20 protein-coding genes, 2 pseudogenes and 1 other annotated feature are annotated in these 20,187 nt (G+C 37.9%); of the genes and pseudogenes, 3 read left to right on the top strand and 19 right to left on the bottom strand.

Translation table 11 applies throughout. From position 1 onward, the window contains the following. Nucleotides 1–162: 162 nt before the first annotated feature. The 9 genes and pseudogenes from dhaL to hprK form a co-directional block, all read right to left on the bottom strand. A complete protein-coding gene (gene dhaL / locus BN986_RS06715; protein ID WP_040978882.1) occupies nucleotides 163–771 on the bottom strand; it encodes a dihydroxyacetone kinase subunit DhaL in 609 nt (202 codons plus the stop codon). 21 nt (nucleotides 772–792) lie between these two features. Then, nucleotides 793–1,785 (bottom strand): dihydroxyacetone kinase subunit DhaK, encoded by a 993-nt coding sequence (dhaK, locus tag BN986_RS06710; protein ID WP_040978880.1) that lies wholly within the window; start codon nucleotides 1,783–1,785, stop codon nucleotides 793–795. A gap of 143 nt (nucleotides 1,786–1,928) precedes the next feature. Further along, the gene (glpK, locus tag BN986_RS06705; RefSeq protein ID WP_040978879.1) at nucleotides 1,929–3,428 is read right to left on the bottom strand and encodes a glycerol kinase GlpK; all 1,500 of its coding nucleotides are present in this window, start codon (nucleotides 3,426–3,428) and stop codon (nucleotides 1,929–1,931) included. A gap of 452 nt (nucleotides 3,429–3,880) precedes the next feature. Next, nucleotides 3,881–4,429: a glycerol-3-phosphate responsive antiterminator gene (locus BN986_RS06700; RefSeq protein ID WP_040978878.1), complete on the bottom strand. Its 549-nt coding sequence runs from the start codon at nucleotides 4,427–4,429 to the stop codon at nucleotides 3,881–3,883. 15 nt (nucleotides 4,430–4,444) lie between these two features. Continuing rightward, nucleotides 4,445–4,966, bottom strand: a pseudogene (locus BN986_RS06695) (acyltransferase). A 2-nt stretch (nucleotides 4,967–4,968) separates the two neighbouring features. Then, nucleotides 4,969–5,604 carry a pyrophosphatase PpaX gene (gene ppaX, locus BN986_RS06690; protein WP_040978877.1) on the bottom strand — a complete coding sequence of 212 codons (636 nt, stop codon included), beginning with the start codon at nucleotides 5,602–5,604 and terminating at the stop codon, nucleotides 4,969–4,971. Next, entirely contained in the window at nucleotides 5,579–6,526 is a 948-nt protein-coding gene (locus BN986_RS06685; protein ID WP_040978876.1) for a nucleoside recognition domain-containing protein, read from the bottom strand. Before BN986_RS06685 ends, ppaX begins: the two co-directional genes overlap by 26 nt. A gap of 177 nt (nucleotides 6,527–6,703) precedes the next feature. Continuing rightward, a complete protein-coding gene (gene lgt / locus BN986_RS06680; protein WP_040978875.1) occupies nucleotides 6,704–7,588 on the bottom strand; it encodes a prolipoprotein diacylglyceryl transferase in 885 nt (294 codons plus the stop codon). A gap of 15 nt (nucleotides 7,589–7,603) precedes the next feature. Beyond that, nucleotides 7,604–8,542 (bottom strand): HPr(Ser) kinase/phosphatase, encoded by a 939-nt coding sequence (gene hprK / locus BN986_RS06675; protein WP_040978874.1) that lies wholly within the window; start codon nucleotides 8,540–8,542, stop codon nucleotides 7,604–7,606. 261 nt (nucleotides 8,543–8,803) lie between these two features. Further along, nucleotides 8,804–9,059: a binding site (T-box leader), on the top strand. A 64-nt stretch (nucleotides 9,060–9,123) separates the two neighbouring features. Between hprK and argS the strand changes: the two genes are divergently transcribed. Next, nucleotides 9,124–10,812 carry an arginine--tRNA ligase gene (gene argS / locus BN986_RS06670; RefSeq protein ID WP_040978873.1) on the top strand — a complete coding sequence of 563 codons (1,689 nt, stop codon included), beginning with the start codon at nucleotides 9,124–9,126 and terminating at the stop codon, nucleotides 10,810–10,812. A 344-nt stretch (nucleotides 10,813–11,156) separates the two neighbouring features. On the opposite strand, the gene arsC is transcribed toward argS, so the two are convergent. From arsC to BN986_RS06625, 9 genes and pseudogenes are all read right to left on the bottom strand, one after another. Continuing rightward, nucleotides 11,157–11,576 carry an arsenate reductase (thioredoxin) gene (gene arsC / locus BN986_RS06665; RefSeq protein ID WP_040978872.1) on the bottom strand — a complete coding sequence of 140 codons (420 nt, stop codon included), beginning with the start codon at nucleotides 11,574–11,576 and terminating at the stop codon, nucleotides 11,157–11,159. A gap of 14 nt (nucleotides 11,577–11,590) precedes the next feature. After that, nucleotides 11,591–11,701: pseudogene (locus BN986_RS26100) on the bottom strand (ArsB/NhaD family transporter); the annotation flags it as partial. 87 nt (nucleotides 11,702–11,788) lie between these two features. Then, complete coding sequence (locus BN986_RS06660; RefSeq protein ID WP_040978871.1) at nucleotides 11,789–11,986, bottom strand: hypothetical protein; 198 nt, start codon at nucleotides 11,984–11,986, stop codon at nucleotides 11,789–11,791. A 319-nt stretch (nucleotides 11,987–12,305) separates the two neighbouring features. After that, nucleotides 12,306–12,500 (bottom strand): type II toxin-antitoxin system prevent-host-death family antitoxin, encoded by a 195-nt coding sequence (locus tag BN986_RS28070; RefSeq protein WP_040978870.1) that lies wholly within the window; start codon nucleotides 12,498–12,500, stop codon nucleotides 12,306–12,308. Between the two features lie 100 nt (nucleotides 12,501–12,600). Further along, nucleotides 12,601–13,563 (bottom strand): threonine ammonia-lyase, encoded by a 963-nt coding sequence (locus BN986_RS06650; RefSeq protein ID WP_040978869.1) that lies wholly within the window; start codon nucleotides 13,561–13,563, stop codon nucleotides 12,601–12,603. A gap of 409 nt (nucleotides 13,564–13,972) precedes the next feature. After that, the gene (locus BN986_RS06640; RefSeq protein WP_052400668.1) at nucleotides 13,973–14,272 is read right to left on the bottom strand and encodes a VOC family protein; all 300 of its coding nucleotides are present in this window, start codon (nucleotides 14,270–14,272) and stop codon (nucleotides 13,973–13,975) included. 46 nt (nucleotides 14,273–14,318) lie between these two features. Continuing rightward, nucleotides 14,319–14,741, bottom strand: coding sequence for a FosM family fosfomycin resistance protein (gene fosM, locus BN986_RS06635; RefSeq protein ID WP_040978867.1), 423 nt, complete (start codon nucleotides 14,739–14,741; stop codon nucleotides 14,319–14,321). A gap of 97 nt (nucleotides 14,742–14,838) precedes the next feature. After that, nucleotides 14,839–15,339, bottom strand: coding sequence for a GNAT family N-acetyltransferase (locus BN986_RS06630; RefSeq protein WP_040978866.1), 501 nt, complete (start codon nucleotides 15,337–15,339; stop codon nucleotides 14,839–14,841). Nucleotides 15,340–15,558: 219 nt separating this feature from the next. Continuing rightward, nucleotides 15,559–16,035, bottom strand: coding sequence for a DinB family protein (locus BN986_RS06625; RefSeq protein WP_040978865.1), 477 nt, complete (start codon nucleotides 16,033–16,035; stop codon nucleotides 15,559–15,561). Between the two features lie 88 nt (nucleotides 16,036–16,123). On the opposite strand from BN986_RS06625, the gene BN986_RS06620 reads away from it, so the two are divergent. Further along, entirely contained in the window at nucleotides 16,124–16,819 is a 696-nt protein-coding gene (locus tag BN986_RS06620) for an ArsR/SmtB family transcription factor (protein ID WP_040978864.1), read from the top strand. 212 nt (nucleotides 16,820–17,031) lie between these two features. Here BN986_RS06620 and BN986_RS06615 read toward each other — a convergent pair whose 3' ends face one another. Next, complete coding sequence (locus BN986_RS06615; RefSeq protein ID WP_040978863.1) at nucleotides 17,032–18,267, bottom strand: MFS transporter; 1,236 nt, start codon at nucleotides 18,265–18,267, stop codon at nucleotides 17,032–17,034. Between the two features lie 120 nt (nucleotides 18,268–18,387). Here BN986_RS06615 and BN986_RS06610 point away from each other — a divergent pair, with 120 nt between their 5' ends. Next, entirely contained in the window at nucleotides 18,388–20,121 is a 1,734-nt protein-coding gene (locus BN986_RS06610) for an ABC transporter substrate-binding protein (RefSeq protein ID WP_040978862.1), read from the top strand. Nucleotides 20,122–20,187 lie beyond the last annotated feature (66 nt).

Raw genomic sequence — 20,187 nt, 5'->3', positions numbered from 1 at the left:
TCCTGCGGTCTCTCCATCAATTCTCCGTCCGATTTATTAACTTAGTTTTATACTAACATATATGATACATGTTGTATAGCCTTTTGCTTTATTATCCGGACTTTTCTTTTTAACTGTTAAGAGAAAAAGAAATTGGAAATCCGCATGAAAAGGAATGGTAAACTATACTAAAACTTCTGCCAACGATTTAAATATATAGTAACTGGAAGCAGAACCTGGATCAATATGACCAATCGATTTTTCTTTTAAATAAGAGGCTCTTCCTTTTGTTGCTTCCATCGGTTTTGTTGCTTCCATCGCCTCTTTTGCTGCAGCTTCTAAGCCTTCCGGATCGATTTCATCCTGTTCTTTCCACCAGGAAACCAGAGGTGCCCAGACGTCAACCATTGTTTTTTCTCCGGCAGTCGATTTCCCCCGTTGCTGAATGCCTTGAGCTGCCGCTTCCAATCCTGCAGCAAAGGCTTCTTTATCAACTGTATCTTTCCCTTTTACAGCCATCGACATTTTAAGAAAAGCAGTGCCGTATAACGGACCGGATGCTCCGCCAACTTTAGACATCAGCGTCATCGCAACATCCTTTAAAACAGCCGCTGCATCATCATAAGTGGATTGTTCGAGCTTTTTGCTCACTTCCTGAAAACCTCTGGACATATTAATCCCATGATCGCTGTCTCCAATTGCCTGATCGAGCTCTGTCAAATAGGCTTTATTTTCTTGCATATATTCATTTACTTTTTGCATCCAATCCTGGACTGATTGTGTTGTTAACATGATAAAATCCCCTTTCTGACATTATGCTCTAAATGCAACAGCTTCACTGGCATCTGCTAATAACTGTTTAATTTCTGTATCTACTTTTAACAGTGTGACAGAGAATCCAGCCATTTCAAGTGATGTCATATATTCACCAACATACGTCTGATGAATAGAAATTTGTTTTTCCTTCAGCAGATCATGTACATGACCATTAACAATAAATAATTCCATTTCCGGGGTAGAGCCCATTCCATTAATCATAACAGCTACTTCATCCCCAGCGGACAAACCAGCATCCTCTATAATATTATTCGTTAGTTCCTCCGCAATTTCTTTTGCCGAAGCAACCTTTTTCCGCTCCGTTCCAGCTTCTCCATGGATACCAATTCCTATTTCCATTTCATCCTCATCCAAATGAAAGCTGGGCTTTCCTGCATCAGGAACTGTACATGGTGTCAGGGCCATCCCCATGGAACGTACTTCATTAATTGTTTTTTCTGCTGCTGCCTTCACTTCATCTAAGGAAGCACCTTGTTCTGCTTTTGCGCCAGCTACTTTATGAACAAATACCGTACCCGCAATTCCACGGCGGCCAATGGTAAAATCACTGTCCTTCACGGCAATATCATCATTAACAATTACTTGCTCCACACGAATACCTTCTGCTTCAGCTAATTCTCCAGCCATCTCAAAATTTAATACATCTCCCGTATAATTTTTGACAACTAACAGAACACCATTCCCTTGATCAACTGCTTTAATTGCTTCAAAAATCTGGTCTGGTGTCGGAGAGGTAAACACTTCTCCCACAACTGCTGCATCTAACATTCCTTTACCGACATAACCGGCATGGGCTGGTTCATGCCCGCTTCCGCCGCCACTAACCAGGCCAACTTTTCCTGGTGACAGTTCTTTACGGCAAATAACATTCGTACCTTCTACTTGCTGCCATTGCTCACCATTTGCCAGAGTCATCCCTTTTACCATGTCTTGAATAACATTGCTTGGATTATTGATTACTTTCTTCATTTCTACCCCTCCAGATTTGTAATGAATTGAATCAATCTCTGTATCTATGTTAAAAATGCAAATTGATCCCTAAATTAACTTTGGTTTATTTAGCAATATACAGTTTTCCAAACCCGCTAGCCCGATATTACTTGTGCGGGAAGCTACTCTGTTTTAAACGCGCGTGTTGCTTTGACAGCTTTTTGCCAACCGCTGTACAGACGGTCACTCTCTTCTGTATCCATTTCAGGGTCAAATGTTTTTTCATTTAACCATTGGGTTGCTATTTCTTCCTGATCCTTCCAATATCCAACAGCAAGTCCTGCTAAATAAGCTGATCCTAACGCTGTTGTTTCTTGTACCACCGGACGTTCCACAGGCACTTCTAAAATGTCACCTTGGAATTGCATTAATAAATCATTTTTTACTGCGCCACCGTCCACACGGAGCGTTTTTAAATCAATACCTGAATCAGCAGACATAGCCTGCATCACATCCTTTGTCTGATAAGCAAGCGATTCTAACGTAGCACGAATAAAGTGTTCTTTCTTCGTTCCTCTGGTCAAACCGAAGATCGCCCCACGGGCATCACTATCCCAATACGGAGTACCTAACCCGACAAAAGCAGGAACCATATAGACACCTTCTGTCGTATCCACACTGGTTGCAAAGACTTCACTCTCTGGACTGGATTCGATCATCCGTAAGCCATCACGTAACCATTGAATAGCTGAACCCGCAACAAAAATACTTCCTTCTAAAGCATAATTTACTTTCCCATCCAGGCCCCAGGCAATGGTTGTTAACAATCCTTGTTTAGACTCTACTGGCTCTTCTCCAGTGTTCATTAATAAGAAACAGCCTGTCCCATAGGTATTCTTTGCCATTCCTTTTTCGAAGCATGCTTGTCCGAATAATGCAGCCTGCTGATCCCCGGCGATACCGGCAATCGGAACTTCTTCACCAAAGAAATGATAGGATACTGTGTTTGTGTAAATTTCAGATGATGGACGTACTTCTGGAAGCATTGATTTCGGAACTTCAAGAATGTCTAAAAGCTCCTCATCCCACTCTAAATTATAAATATTGAACATTAATGTACGGGAAGCATTCGAATAATCGGTTACATGGGTCTTGCCACCTGAAAATTTATAAATTAACCATGTATCAATCGTTCCAAATAATAGCTCGCCTGCTTCCGCCTTCTCTCTGGCTCCTTCGACATTATCTAAAATCCATTTTACCTTTGTTCCCGAAAAATATGGATCAATTAAAAGACCTGTTTTACGCCGAACCGTTTCTTCATAGCCCTGTTGTTTTAAGTCACGGCAAATATCTTCAGTTTGACGGGATTGCCAAACTACTGCTTTATAAATGGGTTTTCCTGTGTCTTTCTCCCAAACAACCGCTGTCTCACGCTGATTTGTAATTCCAATCCCAGCAATCTGATTCACTGCGATATTCGTATTATTTAATAGTTCTGCAATACAGGCGAGTACAGAGGTCCAGATTTCGTTGGCATCATGCTCTACCCAGCCTGGTTTAGGGAAATGCTGTTCAAATTCTTTTTGAGCTGTAGCAACAATCTCCCCGCCTTTATTAAATAATATAGCCCGGGAGCTTGTGGTTCCCTGGTCAATTGACAATATATATTGTTCTTTCATACCCTATTCCTCCATAGTACTTTTTTAAACATATAAGGTAGTTTAAGGATATTCCACAAGACCTATCCTTCCTCCTACAACTAAATAATCATATCATGTCAGAAACAGTTTAGAAAAAGATAAAACCTGGAAATTACATGAAAGAGGAAAAGGGTAAAGTTTAAAAAGCCCACAACAAATAGCACCATTCTTATCCTGGTACACGTTTGCGTGAGCTCCTTGTCTCCATCACGATTAGTTTAATTATAGAATAGAACAAAATGCAAGCGTTGTCAATTCATTGAATTAGCAAATAATGTTTATCACAAAGGTTCTCGATACTTTAACCTTCTTTTCCCTTCATTCGATCAGCAATCACTGTGAAATTTTTATAATGAGCTATAGAGCGTATCGAAATATGTAGTACCTGAAAATAGAAAAACAGCACCTAAGACGGTACTGTTTTGTTAGGATTATGAAAGATCCCAAAGCTTACGGCTGGAGGTTGATACAGCTATAGCCCCGGCGTTTAGTGCTTGAGCTACATGATCTTCCTCTTTAATTAACCCGCCGGCGATAACAGGAACTTCAATTTCTTCGGTTATCTCTTTTATTACTTCAGGCACAAGGCCGGGGAGTATTTCGACGTAATCCGGCTGAAAACGGTGGACAAGCTTCACGCTTTGCTCCAGTGCTACACTGTCCAGTACAAAGATCCGCTGAACCGCCAGCAGTTTATGTTTTTTTGCAGCTGTAATCACATTGCCTCGGGTTGTTAAAATCCCATCAGGCTTCATTTCCCGATGTAAAAATTCGACTCCATACTCATCTGCTTTTAGTCCTTGAATTAAATCAAAGTGGATAAAGACCTTTTTATTGGCACGATGACTGTACGCAATCATGCTCTTCAACTGAACCAACCTTGATTCTAAAATAATAATATATTCATGGTTGCTTTCTAACACTTTTTCAAAATCCTTCATGCGTCGTACAGCAGGCAACACACCAGCACTTAATTGCATGAGAGCTTCCTCCTCTTAATCGTCATCCAGCAATCTACGCGAATCCATCTCTTCCTTCGTGTAAATGATCCGCATGGGATTTCCGCCGGCAAAAGCTCCGGCAGGAACATCTTTATGGACAAGTGTCGCGGCAGAAACAATAGCTCCATTACCAATATGCACACCTGGTAATATCGTCGAGTTGGCACCGATCATTACTTCATCACCGATATGCACCTCTCCCAAACGATATTCTGTAATTAAATATTCATGTGCTAAAATCGTTGTATTATAACCGATAATGCTATTATCTCCAACCTTAATTTTTTCCGGGAACATGGAATCAGGCATCGCCATTAAAGCAAATGACGTACGGTCGCCTACTTTCATGCGCAACAGATGCCGATACATCCAATTTTTCATTCTTAAAAAAGGTGTATAACGGGCAATCTGAATCACAATAAAGTTCTTTACGATTTTAAAAAAAGATACCGTACTTTACATCTGCCATAGAGAATTCGCTTTATGATGGACTTTATACCTTTCCGTTCTCCGCATGCCTATTCACCTGCCACTGTTAATAAATCCCTCATTGTATCTAAATAATAGGTTGGATGATAGCTTTTTAAAAAGTCTTCCGTTTTCTCAGACCAGCTTACCGCAGCCGTTTGTGTACCAGCCCGCTGCCCGGAAACAATATCATGGAAATTATCTCCTACCATTAACGTCGTTTCCGGATTTGCCCCGAGCAGACGTATCGCTTTTTCCACCGGTTCTGGATCAGGCTTTTTATGAACCACATCATCGTACGTAATGATGACAGAAAAGAAATCTGTCAGCTTCGTTAAATCTAATCCCATCATTACGGTTTTCTTTATTTTTGTACTGACAATACCTAATACAATTCCCTGTTCATACAACTGCTTTATGGTTTCATATACATAAGGGAAAGCTTCGACATAACGGTCATGCTCTCTCATATTATGCTCCCGGTAAACAGTAATCATTTGTTCCGACTGCTCCGGATTTAACTGATAAAATGTTTCATTTAACGGCGGCCCGTTTAAATGCTTTATCTCTTCTGGTGTAAACTGCATTTGAAATTTGTCAAAAGTATGTTCAAAAGAAGCACGTATTAGTTCATTTGTATTTAATAATGTACCGTCTAAATCAAACAGAATGGTACGAATGCTCATGCTGCATTTTCCTTTCTTCTTTCTTCCAAAAATAAGCAATAGTCATTGTTAAGATAATCGCCACCGATAACCGGATAATTAATAATGGCCAGACCGGAATACCAAGTGGAATAAAGACAAGCGTATCCTCAACGACCGCGTGGCAGGATACAAGAAAAATTAACGCTAAATACATATCCTTCTTCGGCACGTTATCTTCTTTTACAGCCTGCATCATTAAGCCGGCACCATAAGCAAGTCCAATAGTAAGTCCGGCAACCATTGTCATAGAAGCACGTTTATCCATTCCGAGTATTTTCATAAAAGGAGCTAATTTTTCGGACATTGCTGTCATCCATCCCAGCTCCCGCATAATTTGCATAATAATCATTAACGGGATCACGATACAAGCTAATTGAACAATAGCAATTACAGCAGCCTGTGCGCCATGAAGCGCAATCTCCCACCAGTTATTTAAGACAACTTCCTCGTTAGAGATAAATCCGTATTGGGCAAGCTCTGCACCGCCATTCCATAATAGATTAATTAAAAGCCCGGACAAAACAGCAAGTCCTACCCGAATTCCAACAATAACCCACCATTTCACTCCTACTCTTGTTGCTACAGCAGATTCAATAAAGAGATTATGGGAGAAGGATAGCATCACTGCCATAATAAATACTTCTTTTACCGTAAAATCAAAGGAAATAATAGCTGCAATCCCTGCGTATAAATTCAATCCATTTCCTAAAACAAGGGGAACAGCAGCTTCCCCGGGTAAACCAAATAACCCCATCAGTGGGGAGATAATATTCATAAACCAGGGGAAAACAGGCGTGAATTGCAATATTGTAATGATTAATGTAATTGGAAAAATGACTTTTCCAAGCGAATATGTTGTCTTTGCGCCCTGGATGAATCCCCTGTAAAGCATACCTTTCATTTTTTTACCTCTTTTCAACGTCTCACGATTACTTTCACAGCATGAGTGCTGGTAATTCCCCCACCTTTATTTTACAAAAATACTTTCTACTTGGTTGGGGGAAAACGGGCACTTCATCTCCTGATTAGTTCAATGGCAATTTATAAGGAAAAACACCTGATAAATTGGAATGGAACCTTATTTCTTTTTCTTCTTTTTACTTTTATTCTTATTTTTATTTGTTTGCTTTGACTGCTTCTTTTTGGCAGGCACATCAAGGTAGCGGGCCTTTGTAGTTTTCATTAGGTATAGCATGATGAGAACTCCTGCTACAATTGTTAAAATGGAAACAACCTGTGCCGTCCTAAGCTCACCAATAATATATAAACTGTCTGTTCGAAGCCCTTCGATAAAGAATCGTCCAATTGAATACGTCACAGCATACGTTAAGAATACCATTCCGCGTCTTGGATTCATTCTGCGTAAGAATAATAGACCGAAAAATATCAAGAAATTCCAAGCAGACTCATATAAAAAGGTGGGGTGATACATAACACCATCGATGACCATCTGATTCATAATAAAGTCAGGTAGGTACTGATGGAAGCTTTCATATGCAGCCTCTGAAATCGGACCGCCATGTGCTTCCTGATTGACGAAATTTCCCCAGCGTCCAATCGCCTGTCCCAATATTAAACTTGGTGCAACGATATCCGCAAGCCGCCAAAATGAAATTTTCTTTACTTTTGCGAAAACAATCGCTGTAAGCACGCCGCCAATAATGGCTCCATGGATAGCAATTCCGCCTTCCCAGATAGCAATTATTTTCCAAAGGGGACCATTGATATATTGATCAAATTCAAAAAGAACATAATAAATTCTTGCTGAAATAATTGCAATCGGTACAGCAAAAATAATGAAGTCCATAATGGTTTCTTTGCCTAGACCAACTCTTTCCGCTTCCCTGGTTGCTAAATAAACAGCTAATACGGCACCGACCGCAATGATAATTCCATACCAGTAAATCGTTAATGGTCCGAGTTCTAAAAATACACGATCAATAGGAGCTGCTGTCCCAATCATCTATATCCTAACCTCCTATTGTGATTCCAAATCACCTTGTTCTATCATTTTTGTTAAACGGTCTGAAAATTCTTCTGCCGTATTGACGCCCATCCGTTTTAAACGGAAATTCATTGCCGCTACTTCTATAATAACAGCAAGGTTTCTTCCAGGTCTGACAGGTATCGTTGCTTTTGGCAAATGAACATCCATAATCTTCATGGTATCCTCGTCCAGCCCCAAACGGTCATACTGTTTCTTCTCATCCCAATTTTCCAGCTGTATCACCATAGAAATCCGCTTTTTGCTGCGAATCGAGCTGGCTCCAAATAATGTCATGATATTAATAATACCCAGACCACGAATTTCGAGCAAATGTTCAATAAGAGCCGGCGCATTACCAATCAGACTCTCATAATCCTCTTGGCGGATTTCCACATTATCATCCGCTACCAGACGATGTCCGCGTTTAACTAATTCCAGTGCTGTCTCACTTTTACCAACACCGCTTTGCCCGATAATTAAAACACCGACACCATAAATATCAATTAAAACACCATGTACTGCAGTAAACGGTGCAAATTTAGATTCTAAGTAATTGGTTAAACGGCTCAATACCCGCGTTGTTGTACGCGGCGATTGTATGATAGGCACTCCAGAATGCTTAGAGGCTTCAAAAAATTCTTCAGGTACATCCATTCCACGGGAAATAATGACTCCCGGTGTTACATCCGTACATAGATTTTCAGCACGCTGCTTTCTTTCCTCAGCATTTAAGCCTAGAAAATAAGCTAATTCTGTTTTTCCAATTAATTGTAGACGTTCTCTGGGATAATAGTCAAAAAAACCCGTCATTTCTAATCCCGGACGTGAAATGTCACTTGTTATAATCTCACGATGGACCCCTTCTTCTCCTGCTACCAATTGTAAATTAAACCTGTCCAATAAATCTTTTGTACAGACGGTCGATACCATTATGAAGCTCCTCTCTTTATCAAAGCTAACTGATATACATTTTAGCATAATCCATTTGAAATGCGTAGGGTTGACGTTTTTTTAATCTCCGTAAAATCACGCCGGGCTTTTACACTTTATCACATCTCTTCTTCGTCCAGATAAAGTCTTTTCATTATCACATTATTCCCTGTTGAATATTATAAAGACATCCCAGTTTTTTAGTCTTTACTAAGAAAGCACTTGTCATTTTGTAAAAAAGCTGTATAATATTCTTTTAATATAGGACCGTAGATGAAGAGAGTAATTATATTTTCAGTATGATAGCGAGTCAGGATCTGGTGGAAGCCTGATGATACAAAATATAATGAAACGCACTTCGGAGGTGCTGTCTGAACAATGAGTAGGATAAGCCGGGTAGTTCCGTTATCAATGATACGAAGAAGGTTCTTATTTATTTATATTTAAAAGCGCATCCTGCTTTTGAAACCGTAAAAAGAACAATTAGAGTGGTACCGCGGATAACCCCGTCTCTATGTTACAACATGGAGGCGGGTTTTTTATGTTTATTATCATTTTCAACCATACAGGAGGAGAATAGCATGAACTATCACCAAGCCTTTGCAGAAGAACTCGCTGCTCACTTAGAAGGAATATTAGATGTGCATGAAATTGCTTCATTACTGGAAGAACCGAAGTACAGTACGCACGGCGATCTGGCCTTTCCTTGCTTTACGTTAGCAAAAAAACTGAAAAAAGCACCACAGCAAATCGCAAAAGAGTTATCCGGGAAAATAGCTGTACCTTTTTTAGAAAAAACAATGGCAGAAGGTCCATACGTAAATGGATTTTTAAACAAAGAAATCGTTAGTAAACAAGTGATGGAACGTATCAACAAGGAACAGAAAAACTACGGTTCTCTTTCTCTGGGCAATGGAAAAACAATTACACTCGATTTCTCATCACCAAATATCGCTAAACCTTTTTCCATGGGACATTTACGCTCCACCGTCATTGGAAATGCCCTTGCAAATATATCAGAAAAATGTGGCTATAAAGCAGTTCGTATCAATCATCTTGGTGATTGGGGAACACAATTTGGCAAGCTGATTACCGCTTATAGACATTGGGGAGCCGAGGAAAAAGTACGGGAAAACCCAATCAAAGAACTATTTCATCTATATGTCACCTTCCATGAAGAAGCGGAAAAACATCCTCATCTGGAAGACGAAGCCCGCAGCTGGTTTAAACAATTAGAATCTGGAAACAAAGAGGCAAGTCAGCTATGGAAATGGTTTAGAGAAGAATCATTGAAAGAGTTTGCAAAAATTTATGAGCTGCTGGATATTACATTTGACTCCTATGATGGGGAAGCTTTCTATAATGATAAAATGGACGCGATTGTACAGGAATTGGAAGACAAAGAACTCCTTACTCTCTCTGAGGGAGCAGAAGTAGTTGATTTAGCAGATGCGAACATGCCGCCCTGCTTAATCAAAAAGAAAGACGGAGCTACCCTTTATGCAACAAGAGATTTAGCCGCTGCCATTTACCGCAGCAAGACCTATCATTTTGAAAAATCATTTTATATTGTCGGACAGGAACAGCGCCTCCATTTCGAGCAGCTCTTCCTCGTGCTTCAGAAAATGGGCTATGACTGGGCAGCAGAGTTAAAGCATGTTCCATTCGGCTTTATATTAAAAGACGGAAAGAAAATGTCAACCCGAAAAGGAAAGGTTGTCCTATTGGAGGATGTTATCAAAGAAGCCATTGATCTAGCCTATAAAAATATTGAAGCTAAAAATCCTGCATTAGAAAATAAAGAAGACGTAGCAAAAATGGTCGGTGTCGGCGCAATTATTTTTCATGATGTAAAGAATGAACGCCAAAACAATATTGAATTTAATTTAGAGACGATGCTGAAATTTGAAGGGTCCACCGGGCTTTATGTCCAATATACCCATGCCCGCGCTTGTTCGATACTTCGGAAAGCTTCTTCTGAAAACAGCTTACCTGACACAGGGCTGACTGATTCACACAGCTGGGAAATCGTAAAAACATTGATGGATTTTCCAAAGTTAATCGAAAAAAGCTTTCACCAGGCAGAACCATCTGTTATCGCAAAATATGTGCTGAAATTGAGCCAGGAGTTTAATAAATATTACAGCCATGTCAAAGTCTTAGCCGATGACACTGAACAAAGCAGCAGGTTAGCATTGGTAAAATCCGTTACGATTGTGTTGGAAGAAGGGCTGCGATTGCTTGGGATTAAAGCTCCGGAGAAATTATAATAAATAATCAATTTAACGATTATTGGTTTAAGCTGCTTCTTATTTAATTTTAGAAGTACTTTACACATTGGGATGAAGCTGTCCCCAAATGCATGATGGTATGCATTTGGGGACAGCTTCTTTGTTCTACTTTTATTGGATAGTTTTATTTTACGGTTGAAATCAAGTATGATTTACAGTAAAGCAGCCATTATAAGAACCCTTTCTGTTAGTTATTTGGTGATACTTTTAACCTTATCAGAAACGGGTTCTTTTTCATTTATTTGGTGCAGTCTGTGTCTGTCATAGTTACTTGAAAGGCATGGGATGGCAAGCTATTTAGAGTTTCTATGAATAACTCTGGTTTATTCTCCTATTTCCGCAAAGCGTTTGATTCTTTCTCCTATTTGGTCACGAACGTTTTGGAATACAGCCCATTTTTCCTCTTCATTCCCCTGAGCTTTGGCTGGATCATCAAATCCCCAATGGTCACGTTTCACTTGTGGTGGTGTCATTGGACATTTATCCGCAGCGTCTCCGCATAATGTTACTACAAAGTCCGCATTATGTAAGATCTCCGGGTCAATAATATCAGACGTTTGGTTAGAAATATCAATATTAACCTCTTGCATTGCCTTTACTGCATTTGGATTTAAACCATGTGCCTCAATACCTGCACTCTTCACTTCCCAAGTATCTCCAAGATGTTTCTTCGCCCAGCCTTCAGCCATCTGGCTTCTGCACGAATTTCCAGTACATAAGAAATATATTGTTTTTTTAGACATAATCATTCTCCTTGTTAAAATAGGATCAGTGTTAGATATATACCTGCTAATGTAAGCAATAAGATGGGAGGGATTGAAATAATACCTGTTTTAAAATAAGTTTCCCATGAAATCTTAACATCTTTTATGATAATACATATAGCTATACTAATGTTGCAAAATGATCAAGACTAGCATTAAAACAAATATGAAATAGCGAGTATAAGTGTTTCCTACTCTTTTAATTCCTCATAGGCTTCCATAAAATGCTCAAAAGAGATGTTTCCAAACGTATTTTCATCGTTACGAAATAGGCGATCAAACGTGATTTCCTTTGCCTTCTCTAAAGTACATTGTCTGCTGTTCATAAGCAACGAAAAATATGCCATAAAGTATTCTTTGCTTAAATCTCCGCCTTTATTAATAATCATTCAGACCACCTCCAAAAAAGGAAAAGAATGGAGCTTTCGGAAAATGGATGATTTGCATTTGATGATAGCTCTTTTTTCTTTGTAGGTTTGTTTATTTTAAAGTGGATTATTCTTTCCTATAATAACAAGAAAAGAAATTCTGTTCTTCATCAACACTATAAACCAATCTATGCTGAATACTTAAGGGTTCAGAGTAATAGGGACTCTCAATTATTACTTTTATTAGATTATCGAATTTTTTATAAAGATTTGCCATTCCAGCTTAGGCAAATCCATCTTTGCATTTTATATTTTTATATTGTATCTCAATTAATTTCACCTAAATCCTCTGCTTCTTCATCTTCAAAATGCTTAATCCTCTCAAGTACTCCGATATTTTATAAATACAGCGTTTCCTGAATAGCATCCCAGTCATTTTTGCACTAGTAATTTCAATCGGTATATTATTCTCATTAACTTGTTCAATCAATTGGGAAAGGTTTTGTCTTGCATTGGTTAGATTGAAACTCAGCATGACAAATCTTCCCAATCTATTATAATATCACTTTAAAGTCACTCTATTCATGTTTTACTATAATTGTGTCCTACTTTTAAATTCCAAAAAACACGTTCCATTAGTAATTCGATAAAATATAAGTCAGTACCTCTCCATCAATATTGCCGCCGGATAAAACAAGAGCAACGTTGTTTCCTCCAATTCGTTCTCTGTAGTCCATCACAGCAGCAACGGTTGTACAGCTTCCTGCTTCCACAACAAATTTCTCTTTTTTCGCCATAAAACTAACTGCTTTAGCAATTGAGTTTTCTGACACTGCTATAAAATCATCAATGTAATCTTTTGCTAACTCATAGCTTAATTTACCTATTCCTCCAACAAGAGCATCACATAATGATTCCCCGCTAGGATACACTTCATAAAAAATATTGTCTTCATAAGATTTTATCATAGCAGGACATGCTTCTGTTTGTACACCAATGATACGAATATCCGGTTTTATAGCTTTAGCTGCAACTGCTATTCCTGTAATTAAGCCGCCACCTCCTATAGGAACAACGATCGTATCAATCTCGTTATTTTGTTCAACAATTTCGATTGCAATGGTTCCTTGACCGCCGTAAATCTGATGATCACTGTAGTAAGCATCAATATAGGTTAGTTGATGTTTTTTTATAAACTCCGTTCCTAATGAATGTGTTTCATCATAATGATCTCCCAGGCGTATTGCCTCACCTCCAAAGTGTTGAATTTTATCAATTTTACTTTGAGGAGTAGTTTTGGGTACGATTATTTTCACATTAGTTATTCCAAGTAGAGATGCAGCGTAACTTACAGAACTACCATGATTACCTGAAGAGATTGCTGCAACCCCTCGATCCATTTCTTCTTTAGTCAAGGTAAGCATTTTATTTAATGCACCTCGAATTTTAAAACTTTTTGCTTTGTGCATTGATTCCAGCTTAAAAAAATATTTTTTGTTATCATCACCCAGGTAAAAAGCTTCCTCAAGCGGTGTAGTTGGCAGATACTTTTGGATACGTTCATAAGCATCTTTTACATGATTATAATTGAAGCTCATTATTATTTCTCTCCCTCTAAACTTCTATCTTTGTTCCAATCTTCTTTTTTCTTATAAACTCTATTGTATTAACTACTCCTGTAGTGGGAGAAGAGAAAAAACTTCAACTGAATGAAGTTTTGTTTATAACTTAAGATCATTATTAAAACAAGCACTAACTAGCAGAAAAACTATAGCCTATCCCTTGATGTTATTCTTAAATAATATCCATCTAGATCCATTATTCTAAAATCAACCATTCCCCAAGGTCTTTGGGTCAAATCAGCCTGAACAGGGTAACCTTTCGCAACTACTTTATGATAAAACGAAACTTCATTCAGTGGGAGTTTTCGTTCTTCTCCCACTGAATGATTAGTTGAGTGATTCAGGGAGTTAGCGCCCGTTACCTCCCGCCTAAATAAATTCATTCTTACCCTTTATTTTGAGGCGGGAGTTTTACGGGCGGTTCTCCGTGATAAACATTCTCTACATCTTCCACTTCTAAAACTACTTCTACCCCTAAACCAGTTTGCTGGTCGTAACCGGACTTTTTAATCGGATGATGGTCAGGCAATTTATTCATTTCTCCTAAACCTAAAACGACATCACCTTTCCTTACAGGTATGTAACCTTCATTGATTTCTTCCGGTATGTTAAACTCCAAAATATCACGATAAAATTCCACTGACTTCTCTATATTATGAACGAACAATTCGAGCCTTAATTTCACTTTTCATCCATCCTATCCACGTTGATGCTTATTCCTGACATACTTTTTAAACATAAAACGTCATATGCGGCTTATCCTGCTTATAATAATCTATCCTGTCTTGCAAAGTACCCGTATGAAATTCGAACTTATGACCATCAGGGTCCGTAAAATAGATAGACTTTTTATCTTTTTTGTTCCTGGGACGGCCGGTTAAAATGTTTACATTCAACTCTTCTAATTTGTTATACATTTTATCAAAGTCATTTTCTTCAATTGAAAAAGCGATGTGCGTGTAGGACGGATTCATTTTTTCACGCAGAACATCCTCCTCTAAATTAAGCGCCAGCCACATCCCATTCAAATCAAAATAAGCGGTACTTCTTCCTTTAACCAGCAGCTTAGCCTCAAATACCTCCTGATAAAACGCAATCGATTTTTCCAAATCTGAGACGGAAAATAAAAAATGATTGATTCCTTTTATTGACAACTCTATCACTCCTAAATCATTATGCTATCAAACTATCCTATCCGTCCTCGTAAGTCTGTTTCTGAAAAATTTAAATATATTTCTACTACGGCTTCTGTTATTTTTTATCCAGATTTTTAATCGCCATTATCGATTTATCCTGAATAATTCCCGGTTCTGTAAAACCAAATAAAGCGTATAATGTTTTAGCTGTTAGATTACTCAAATGATAAAAAAGTGCTACATAATCTGCTTCACCATAAGGCATTGCTTCCATATCCATCAACATTTTTTCAAAGGCAAGCTTACCATACCGTTTCCCCTGATAACGCTCATCAATCATAATATGCCAAACAAAATAGCCTTTCTTCCTGTAAAAACCTTCATTCTCAAATGATTCATGATCCAATGTATCATAAGTATACATCAAAAACCCTACCACAACTCCATCAGCATAAATGGCTAAGGGAATAGCGGGTTCTCCGTTTTCGTTCAACACATAAGCGTCTGCAATGCATCTGAGGTTAGAAGTCATCATAAAATCTTTTTGGTTTTCTCTAACCTCAAGTGCTATTACTTCGTCTATGTTATCCTCGGTTATTTTTCGTAATTCAATCATTTGTTACCTCCTTTTCTAAGACAAGTTACTTTCAAACTTGGTCTAAAATATGATAAGAATCCTTTCTATCCACCTTAAAACAGAGCTTAAAAAATATTCACTATTATTAGTTATTTCTCCTCGTGCGATTCTAATCCTTTTTCCAAAAATAGTATCTACAATTTATTATAATGAATTTTCATGAAGGGATCTATTAGTTGCTAAGAAATAATTATATAGCTAATCCCAAATCATAGGACGATTTACTCCCATTGTCCTCATATAATTTAACAGTTGACCGGTATGCACAGACTCATGGTACGCAATCCGTAACAACATATCTCCCAGTTTTCTTTTATAACCAACATCCGAACGATCAATCTCCAAATTTTCTAAATTATCTGCGCTAATTGTCTTTATATAATTTATAAATTCCTCTCGATACGTTTTTGTAAATTCCAGTTCATCATCTACTGTTGTGAACTTTTTTGTGTCAAATGGGTTAGATATATTTTTTAACGCATTACTACCTCTCCCTATTAAAACGTGATGGTAAAGAAACTCCCCTTCTAACACATGTCTAATCATTTCAGCACAGCTTAATGCATTTTCGTCAAGTCTCCATTGTAACATTTCTTCAGGTATCGCTTTCCAAACCTTTTTGCTTCTACGTCTAACTTCTTCAAAATGAATGATGATTAAATCATTTGTATTCATGTTAATCCCTCCTGTCATATTACTATTTATTGTAGCACGTAAAAACTTCGGCTATAATCGAACTATACATGTTTTGGGAGGAATTAAGATGGGAAGCAGACCTGATTTTTCATTTGTTGCAAAATTAATGGCGGATTCATCAAGAGCTGCTATGTTAGAAGCTTTGCTTGATTTGGACGGACTTCCAGCAAGCGAGCTGGCAAAAAGAGCAAACATCTCCTTACAAACAGCGAGTGGTCATCTAACAAAACTCGTTGAAGGAAACTTACTTCATGTAGAAAAGCATGGTCGCCATCGTTATTTTCGAATTGCTCATGCTGATGTTGCACAGGCTATCGAAATGTTGACTGTGATCGCCCCTTCACCTAAAGTGAATTCCTTGAAAGATTTTTCTCGTGCAGAAAAAATCCAAGTAGCTCGAACCTGCTATGATCATTTAGCTGGCAAACTAGGAGTATTATTAACAGAAACTTTTATTGAAAAAGGTTATTTACATGAAGAAGAAAACAATTTTTTAGTAACAAAAGACGGTGAACAATTCTTTCATGGTTTCAACATTGATTTGGATGCTTTACGTAAGAAACGAAGACACTTTGCCCGAAAGTGCCTTGATTGGAGTGAAAGGCGCTACCACCTGGCAGGTTCTTTAGGAAATGCTGTTTTACTTCAATTGCTTGATTTAGGATGGATTGAAAGATTGCCAGGTCGTGCTGTAAGTGTTACGGAAGTTGGCAGCGAAGGGTTATATGAAACATTAGGTATTACTACAACAGAAAGCAAATAAATCTTTTTTAGGTTTTGGGTTATGCGTTATATAAGATTTAAAAATATGGAAGATTTCAAAGGAGTGGATTTTCTTTTCATATCCTATTTCAGTTCCACTCCAAGAATTCTAATATTTAAAATATGAACAACTTCCATGTCCTTCAAACTCGCACGCTTTGCGAGAACACTTAGTTACACAAACAAAAAACTATAAACAGAACACAGAATGCTTTATGCCACTTTTCGGAAAGGGTGCCGGGACAACCAGAGAAATAGCGTTAGAAATATAGCTGCTGAAAATATAAATAATAGAGGCACAGGAAGCCATTCTGCCCAAATTCCAGCAATAAATAAACCGAATGGCAGCGTCAACTTCATAAACATGGAAGCAGTTCCTGCAACCCTGCCAAGCATATGATTTGGTGTTACCTCCTGACGGATAGCGAGGTAAATAATATTTGATATAACCGTTGAAAAAGTACGGATAGCTAAACCGATTCCTAACAGCCACCATGTATTTGCAAAAATTAACAATACCATCGCAATCACATCCACCAGACGAAAACTGGTAAAAATCCTACCTCTGTTAAATTTCTTACGTAGTGGTTTCACAGCCAAAGCTCCCAACAAACCACCTAATGAAGATATAGAAAACATTAAACCAATCTCTTTTTCTGACGCATGCAGCTGATCTGCTGCATAAAAAACAAGTACGCCTATAACAAGGCTCATTGCCAAATTTATAAAAATAATTGTGATAGTCGGTGTAAGCAATGTTTTATTTTGAAATAATTCTCTCCACCCTTCTTTCATTTCACGAGACCAGCTTCTTGCTTGTTTTTCTTTCCTTGGCTTCTTCCCAGGAACCTGAACAAATTCAACACAAATAAATAAGATAATTAAGCTCATTGTATAAATGGACAGTACAGATGCCGTGGTCACGATACCTAATAATATTCCAGCAAGACCTGGACCAACCGTTTGAATAAACGTATTTACAAAAGAAAGCTTGGCGTTTGCAGAAGTAAGCTGCTCTTTGGAAACAATCTGCGGCATAACTGAATGATGTGCGTTCCCAAATGTATATCCTGCCGAGGATAGTACAAAACCAAGTATATATAAATGCCACAGTTGTATCGTGTTCGATAAAAGAAGCATAATTATTCCTAGAGAAGCCATAATTGAAATTAAACTTGTCCACCGCATCATCTTTTTACGGTTCATCCGATCAACCAACACTCCAGCAATAATTCCAAGAAAGATATTTGGAAAGAAATCGATAGCTCGCATCGCACTCATTGCCAGAGCGGACTCTGTCATGCTATAAATCAATAATGGTATAGCTAACATATACATTTGCATACCTATACTTTGTACGGTTGATCCTCCCCATAGAAAAAGAAAATTTTTATTTTTCCATAAAGAGGTCGGCTCTTCTCTGCCCTCTATTACTTGTTTCGATTCCATGCCGTCATCTCCCTTAAACCAACTACTATTTACTTTTAGTCTAAATTGTGAAAAGATGAATAAAAAGTGAGAATTAATCGTTTTCATTGTTCACCTTTTAGAATGGAGAGAAATTTGTTTATGAGATACAGCAAATACGCTTCTAAACTATTAAGTTATTACAGCCTGCATAATCAGACTGAAACAACCATTACAGAGTTGGCTGCAGTTTTTCAATGTTCAGAAAGGCATACCAAAACGATTATCCACTACTTGATGGACGAACAATGGATAACGTGGCAGGTTTCTAGAGGTAGAGGGCGAAAGCCGATAATAACATTGCATTTTAAAAATGATGATATTCTGCTAGAACGGGCGAAAGAGTTAGTACAAAAAAAGAACTATCAAAAGAGTTTTACAGTTATTCATCAAGCGAGTAATGCCTATCAAGAAGCATTTCGTATTTGGTTTCAGCAGCAGCTCGGAATTACGCAAGTTCAAATGGATAAGGAAAAACATTTAGATGTATTACGTTATCCCTTTTATCCCGTCTCATTATGTTTGGATCCTCTCCATGCAAAATCTCGTCACGATACGCATATGATTCAGCAAATTTTTGAATGTTTGCTAACATATCATTCCGAAACAAATACCCTTGAGCCTCGTATCGCACATTACTGGGAGAGTAAGAACGGAAAGCAGTGGACTTTTTATTTACGAAAAAATGTGCCATTTCATCATGGCAGAATGGTTGATGCAAATGATATAAAATCTACCCTTTTACGTTTTAACAAAGAGCACATTATTAGAATAAACATCCGTAACATTGAAATCATTAATTCAACAACACTTATCTTTCATTTAAACAAGGTAGACTACTTGTTTCCGAGATTACTTGCAGATATTCGGAGTGCTATTGTGCCAATTGATGTGATTGAGAACTCAGGAGAAAACTTTTCCACCAAACCAGTAGGCAGCGGTCCCTTTCAACTTACATCATATAATGACAAAAGAATTCAATTAGATCGATTTGAGAATTATTACGGGCTCTCTCCCTGGCTGGACAGAGTTGAAATAATTACAACTCCCGAAAAATTTTTGCCCGATCAAAAGCATCCCTTGTTACTAAAAGCACCAAACAGTTCTTGGAAAGCAAATCATACCTACCAGCAAGGAGCGAATTTTATCACCTTTAATTGTAGAAAGAAAGGACCTCTACAAAACATAGATTATCGAAAAAGGTTATGTAAAGTAATTCATCCAGCCGACTTTTGTCTGATAAAAAATGGTGAAATCGCAGCTCATAGTATGCTTGTAGAAAAGTCGCTAACCTTTTCGAATAAAATAAACCGGATTGCTGGCAACCTATCCTCAACAGTCACTTTAAAAATTGCAGTACAGCAGATACGAGAAGGCGCAAATCATTATAGGGAAGCAGTTATTTTACAACAGCTATTGCTCCAAAATGGCATTCCAACAGATATGGAACTTATTGATATAACCCAATTAAGCAATCCAGATAAGATGATGAATTATGACCTGATTGTTGGTGGTATTTTCTTATCTACTGATCGTCTGCTGTCCGTTTTAACATTTATGGAAAGTATGTCGATGCCTCTATATCCATTACTACCGGATAATGCTCAAAAAGAAGTCCAAAAGCAGATTAGCAGAGTGCGACACTCACAGGATTTTCAAAATCAATGGGATATCTATTATCAACTAGAAAATTATTTAAAAGAGCAAGGTTTTATTACTTTTTTAAATCATCGGAGTCATACAGTATATGAACCAGAGAATAGTTTATATGAAAATATACAACTCGATCACAATGGCCGTATTGATTATCGAAAAGTTTGGAAGAGAGCATTTTAAGAAAGTGGAGTTATTTCTAGTTATTATAATAAAACTGTTGCACCATCAGATAACTGATCGTGCAAC

The sequence above is a fragment of the Oceanobacillus jeddahensis genome (genome assembly GCF_000750635.1).
GTDB classification, from domain to species: Bacteria; Bacillota; Bacilli; order Bacillales; family Amphibacillaceae; genus Oceanobacillus; species Oceanobacillus jeddahense.
Note: the sequence above shows the minus strand (reverse complement) of the source record. Positions and strands in the feature narration are given on the sequence as shown.

Excerpts from the sequence above, each read along its gene's own strand:
- glpK (WP_040978879.1), bottom strand. The coding sequence starts at position 3,428 with ATGAAAGAACAATATATATTGTCAATTGACCAGGGAACCACAAGCTCC.
- BN986_RS06685 (WP_040978876.1), bottom strand. The coding sequence starts at position 6,526 with ATGAAAGGTATGCTTTACAGGGGATTCATCCAGGGCGCAAAGACAACA.
- BN986_RS06650 (WP_040978869.1), bottom strand. The coding sequence starts at position 13,563 with ATGAGCTTCAATTATAATCATGTAAAAGATGCTTATGAACGTATCCAA.
- BN986_RS06610 (WP_040978862.1), top strand. The coding sequence starts at position 18,388 with ATGAGATACAGCAAATACGCTTCTAAACTATTAAGTTATTACAGCCTG.
- BN986_RS06615 (WP_040978863.1), bottom strand. The coding sequence starts at position 18,267 with ATGGAATCGAAACAAGTAATAGAGGGCAGAGAAGAGCCGACCTCTTTA.
- argS (WP_040978873.1), top strand. The coding sequence starts at position 9,124 with ATGAACTATCACCAAGCCTTTGCAGAAGAACTCGCTGCTCACTTAGAA.
- dhaL (WP_040978882.1), bottom strand. The coding sequence starts at position 771 with ATGTTAACAACACAATCAGTCCAGGATTGGATGCAAAAAGTAAATGAA.
- BN986_RS06660 (WP_040978871.1), bottom strand. The coding sequence starts at position 11,986 with ATGATTATTAATAAAGGCGGAGATTTAAGCAAAGAATACTTTATGGCA.
- BN986_RS28070 (WP_040978870.1), bottom strand. The coding sequence starts at position 12,500 with ATGCTGAGTTTCAATCTAACCAATGCAAGACAAAACCTTTCCCAATTG.
- BN986_RS06625 (WP_040978865.1), bottom strand. The coding sequence starts at position 16,035 with ATGAATACAAATGATTTAATCATCATTCATTTTGAAGAAGTTAGACGT.
- ppaX (WP_040978877.1), bottom strand. The coding sequence starts at position 5,604 with ATGAGCATTCGTACCATTCTGTTTGATTTAGACGGTACATTATTAAAT.
- lgt (WP_040978875.1), bottom strand. The coding sequence starts at position 7,588 with ATGATTGGGACAGCAGCTCCTATTGATCGTGTATTTTTAGAACTCGGA.
- dhaK (WP_040978880.1), bottom strand. The coding sequence starts at position 1,785 with ATGAAGAAAGTAATCAATAATCCAAGCAATGTTATTCAAGACATGGTA.
- BN986_RS06620 (WP_040978864.1), top strand. The coding sequence starts at position 16,124 with ATGGGAAGCAGACCTGATTTTTCATTTGTTGCAAAATTAATGGCGGAT.
- arsC (WP_040978872.1), bottom strand. The coding sequence starts at position 11,576 with ATGTCTAAAAAAACAATATATTTCTTATGTACTGGAAATTCGTGCAGA.
- BN986_RS06700 (WP_040978878.1), bottom strand. The coding sequence starts at position 4,429 with ATGCAATTAAGTGCTGGTGTGTTGCCTGCTGTACGACGCATGAAGGAT.
- hprK (WP_040978874.1), bottom strand. The coding sequence starts at position 8,542 with ATGGTATCGACCGTCTGTACAAAAGATTTATTGGACAGGTTTAATTTA.
- BN986_RS06630 (WP_040978866.1), bottom strand. The coding sequence starts at position 15,339 with ATGATTGAATTACGAAAAATAACCGAGGATAACATAGACGAAGTAATA.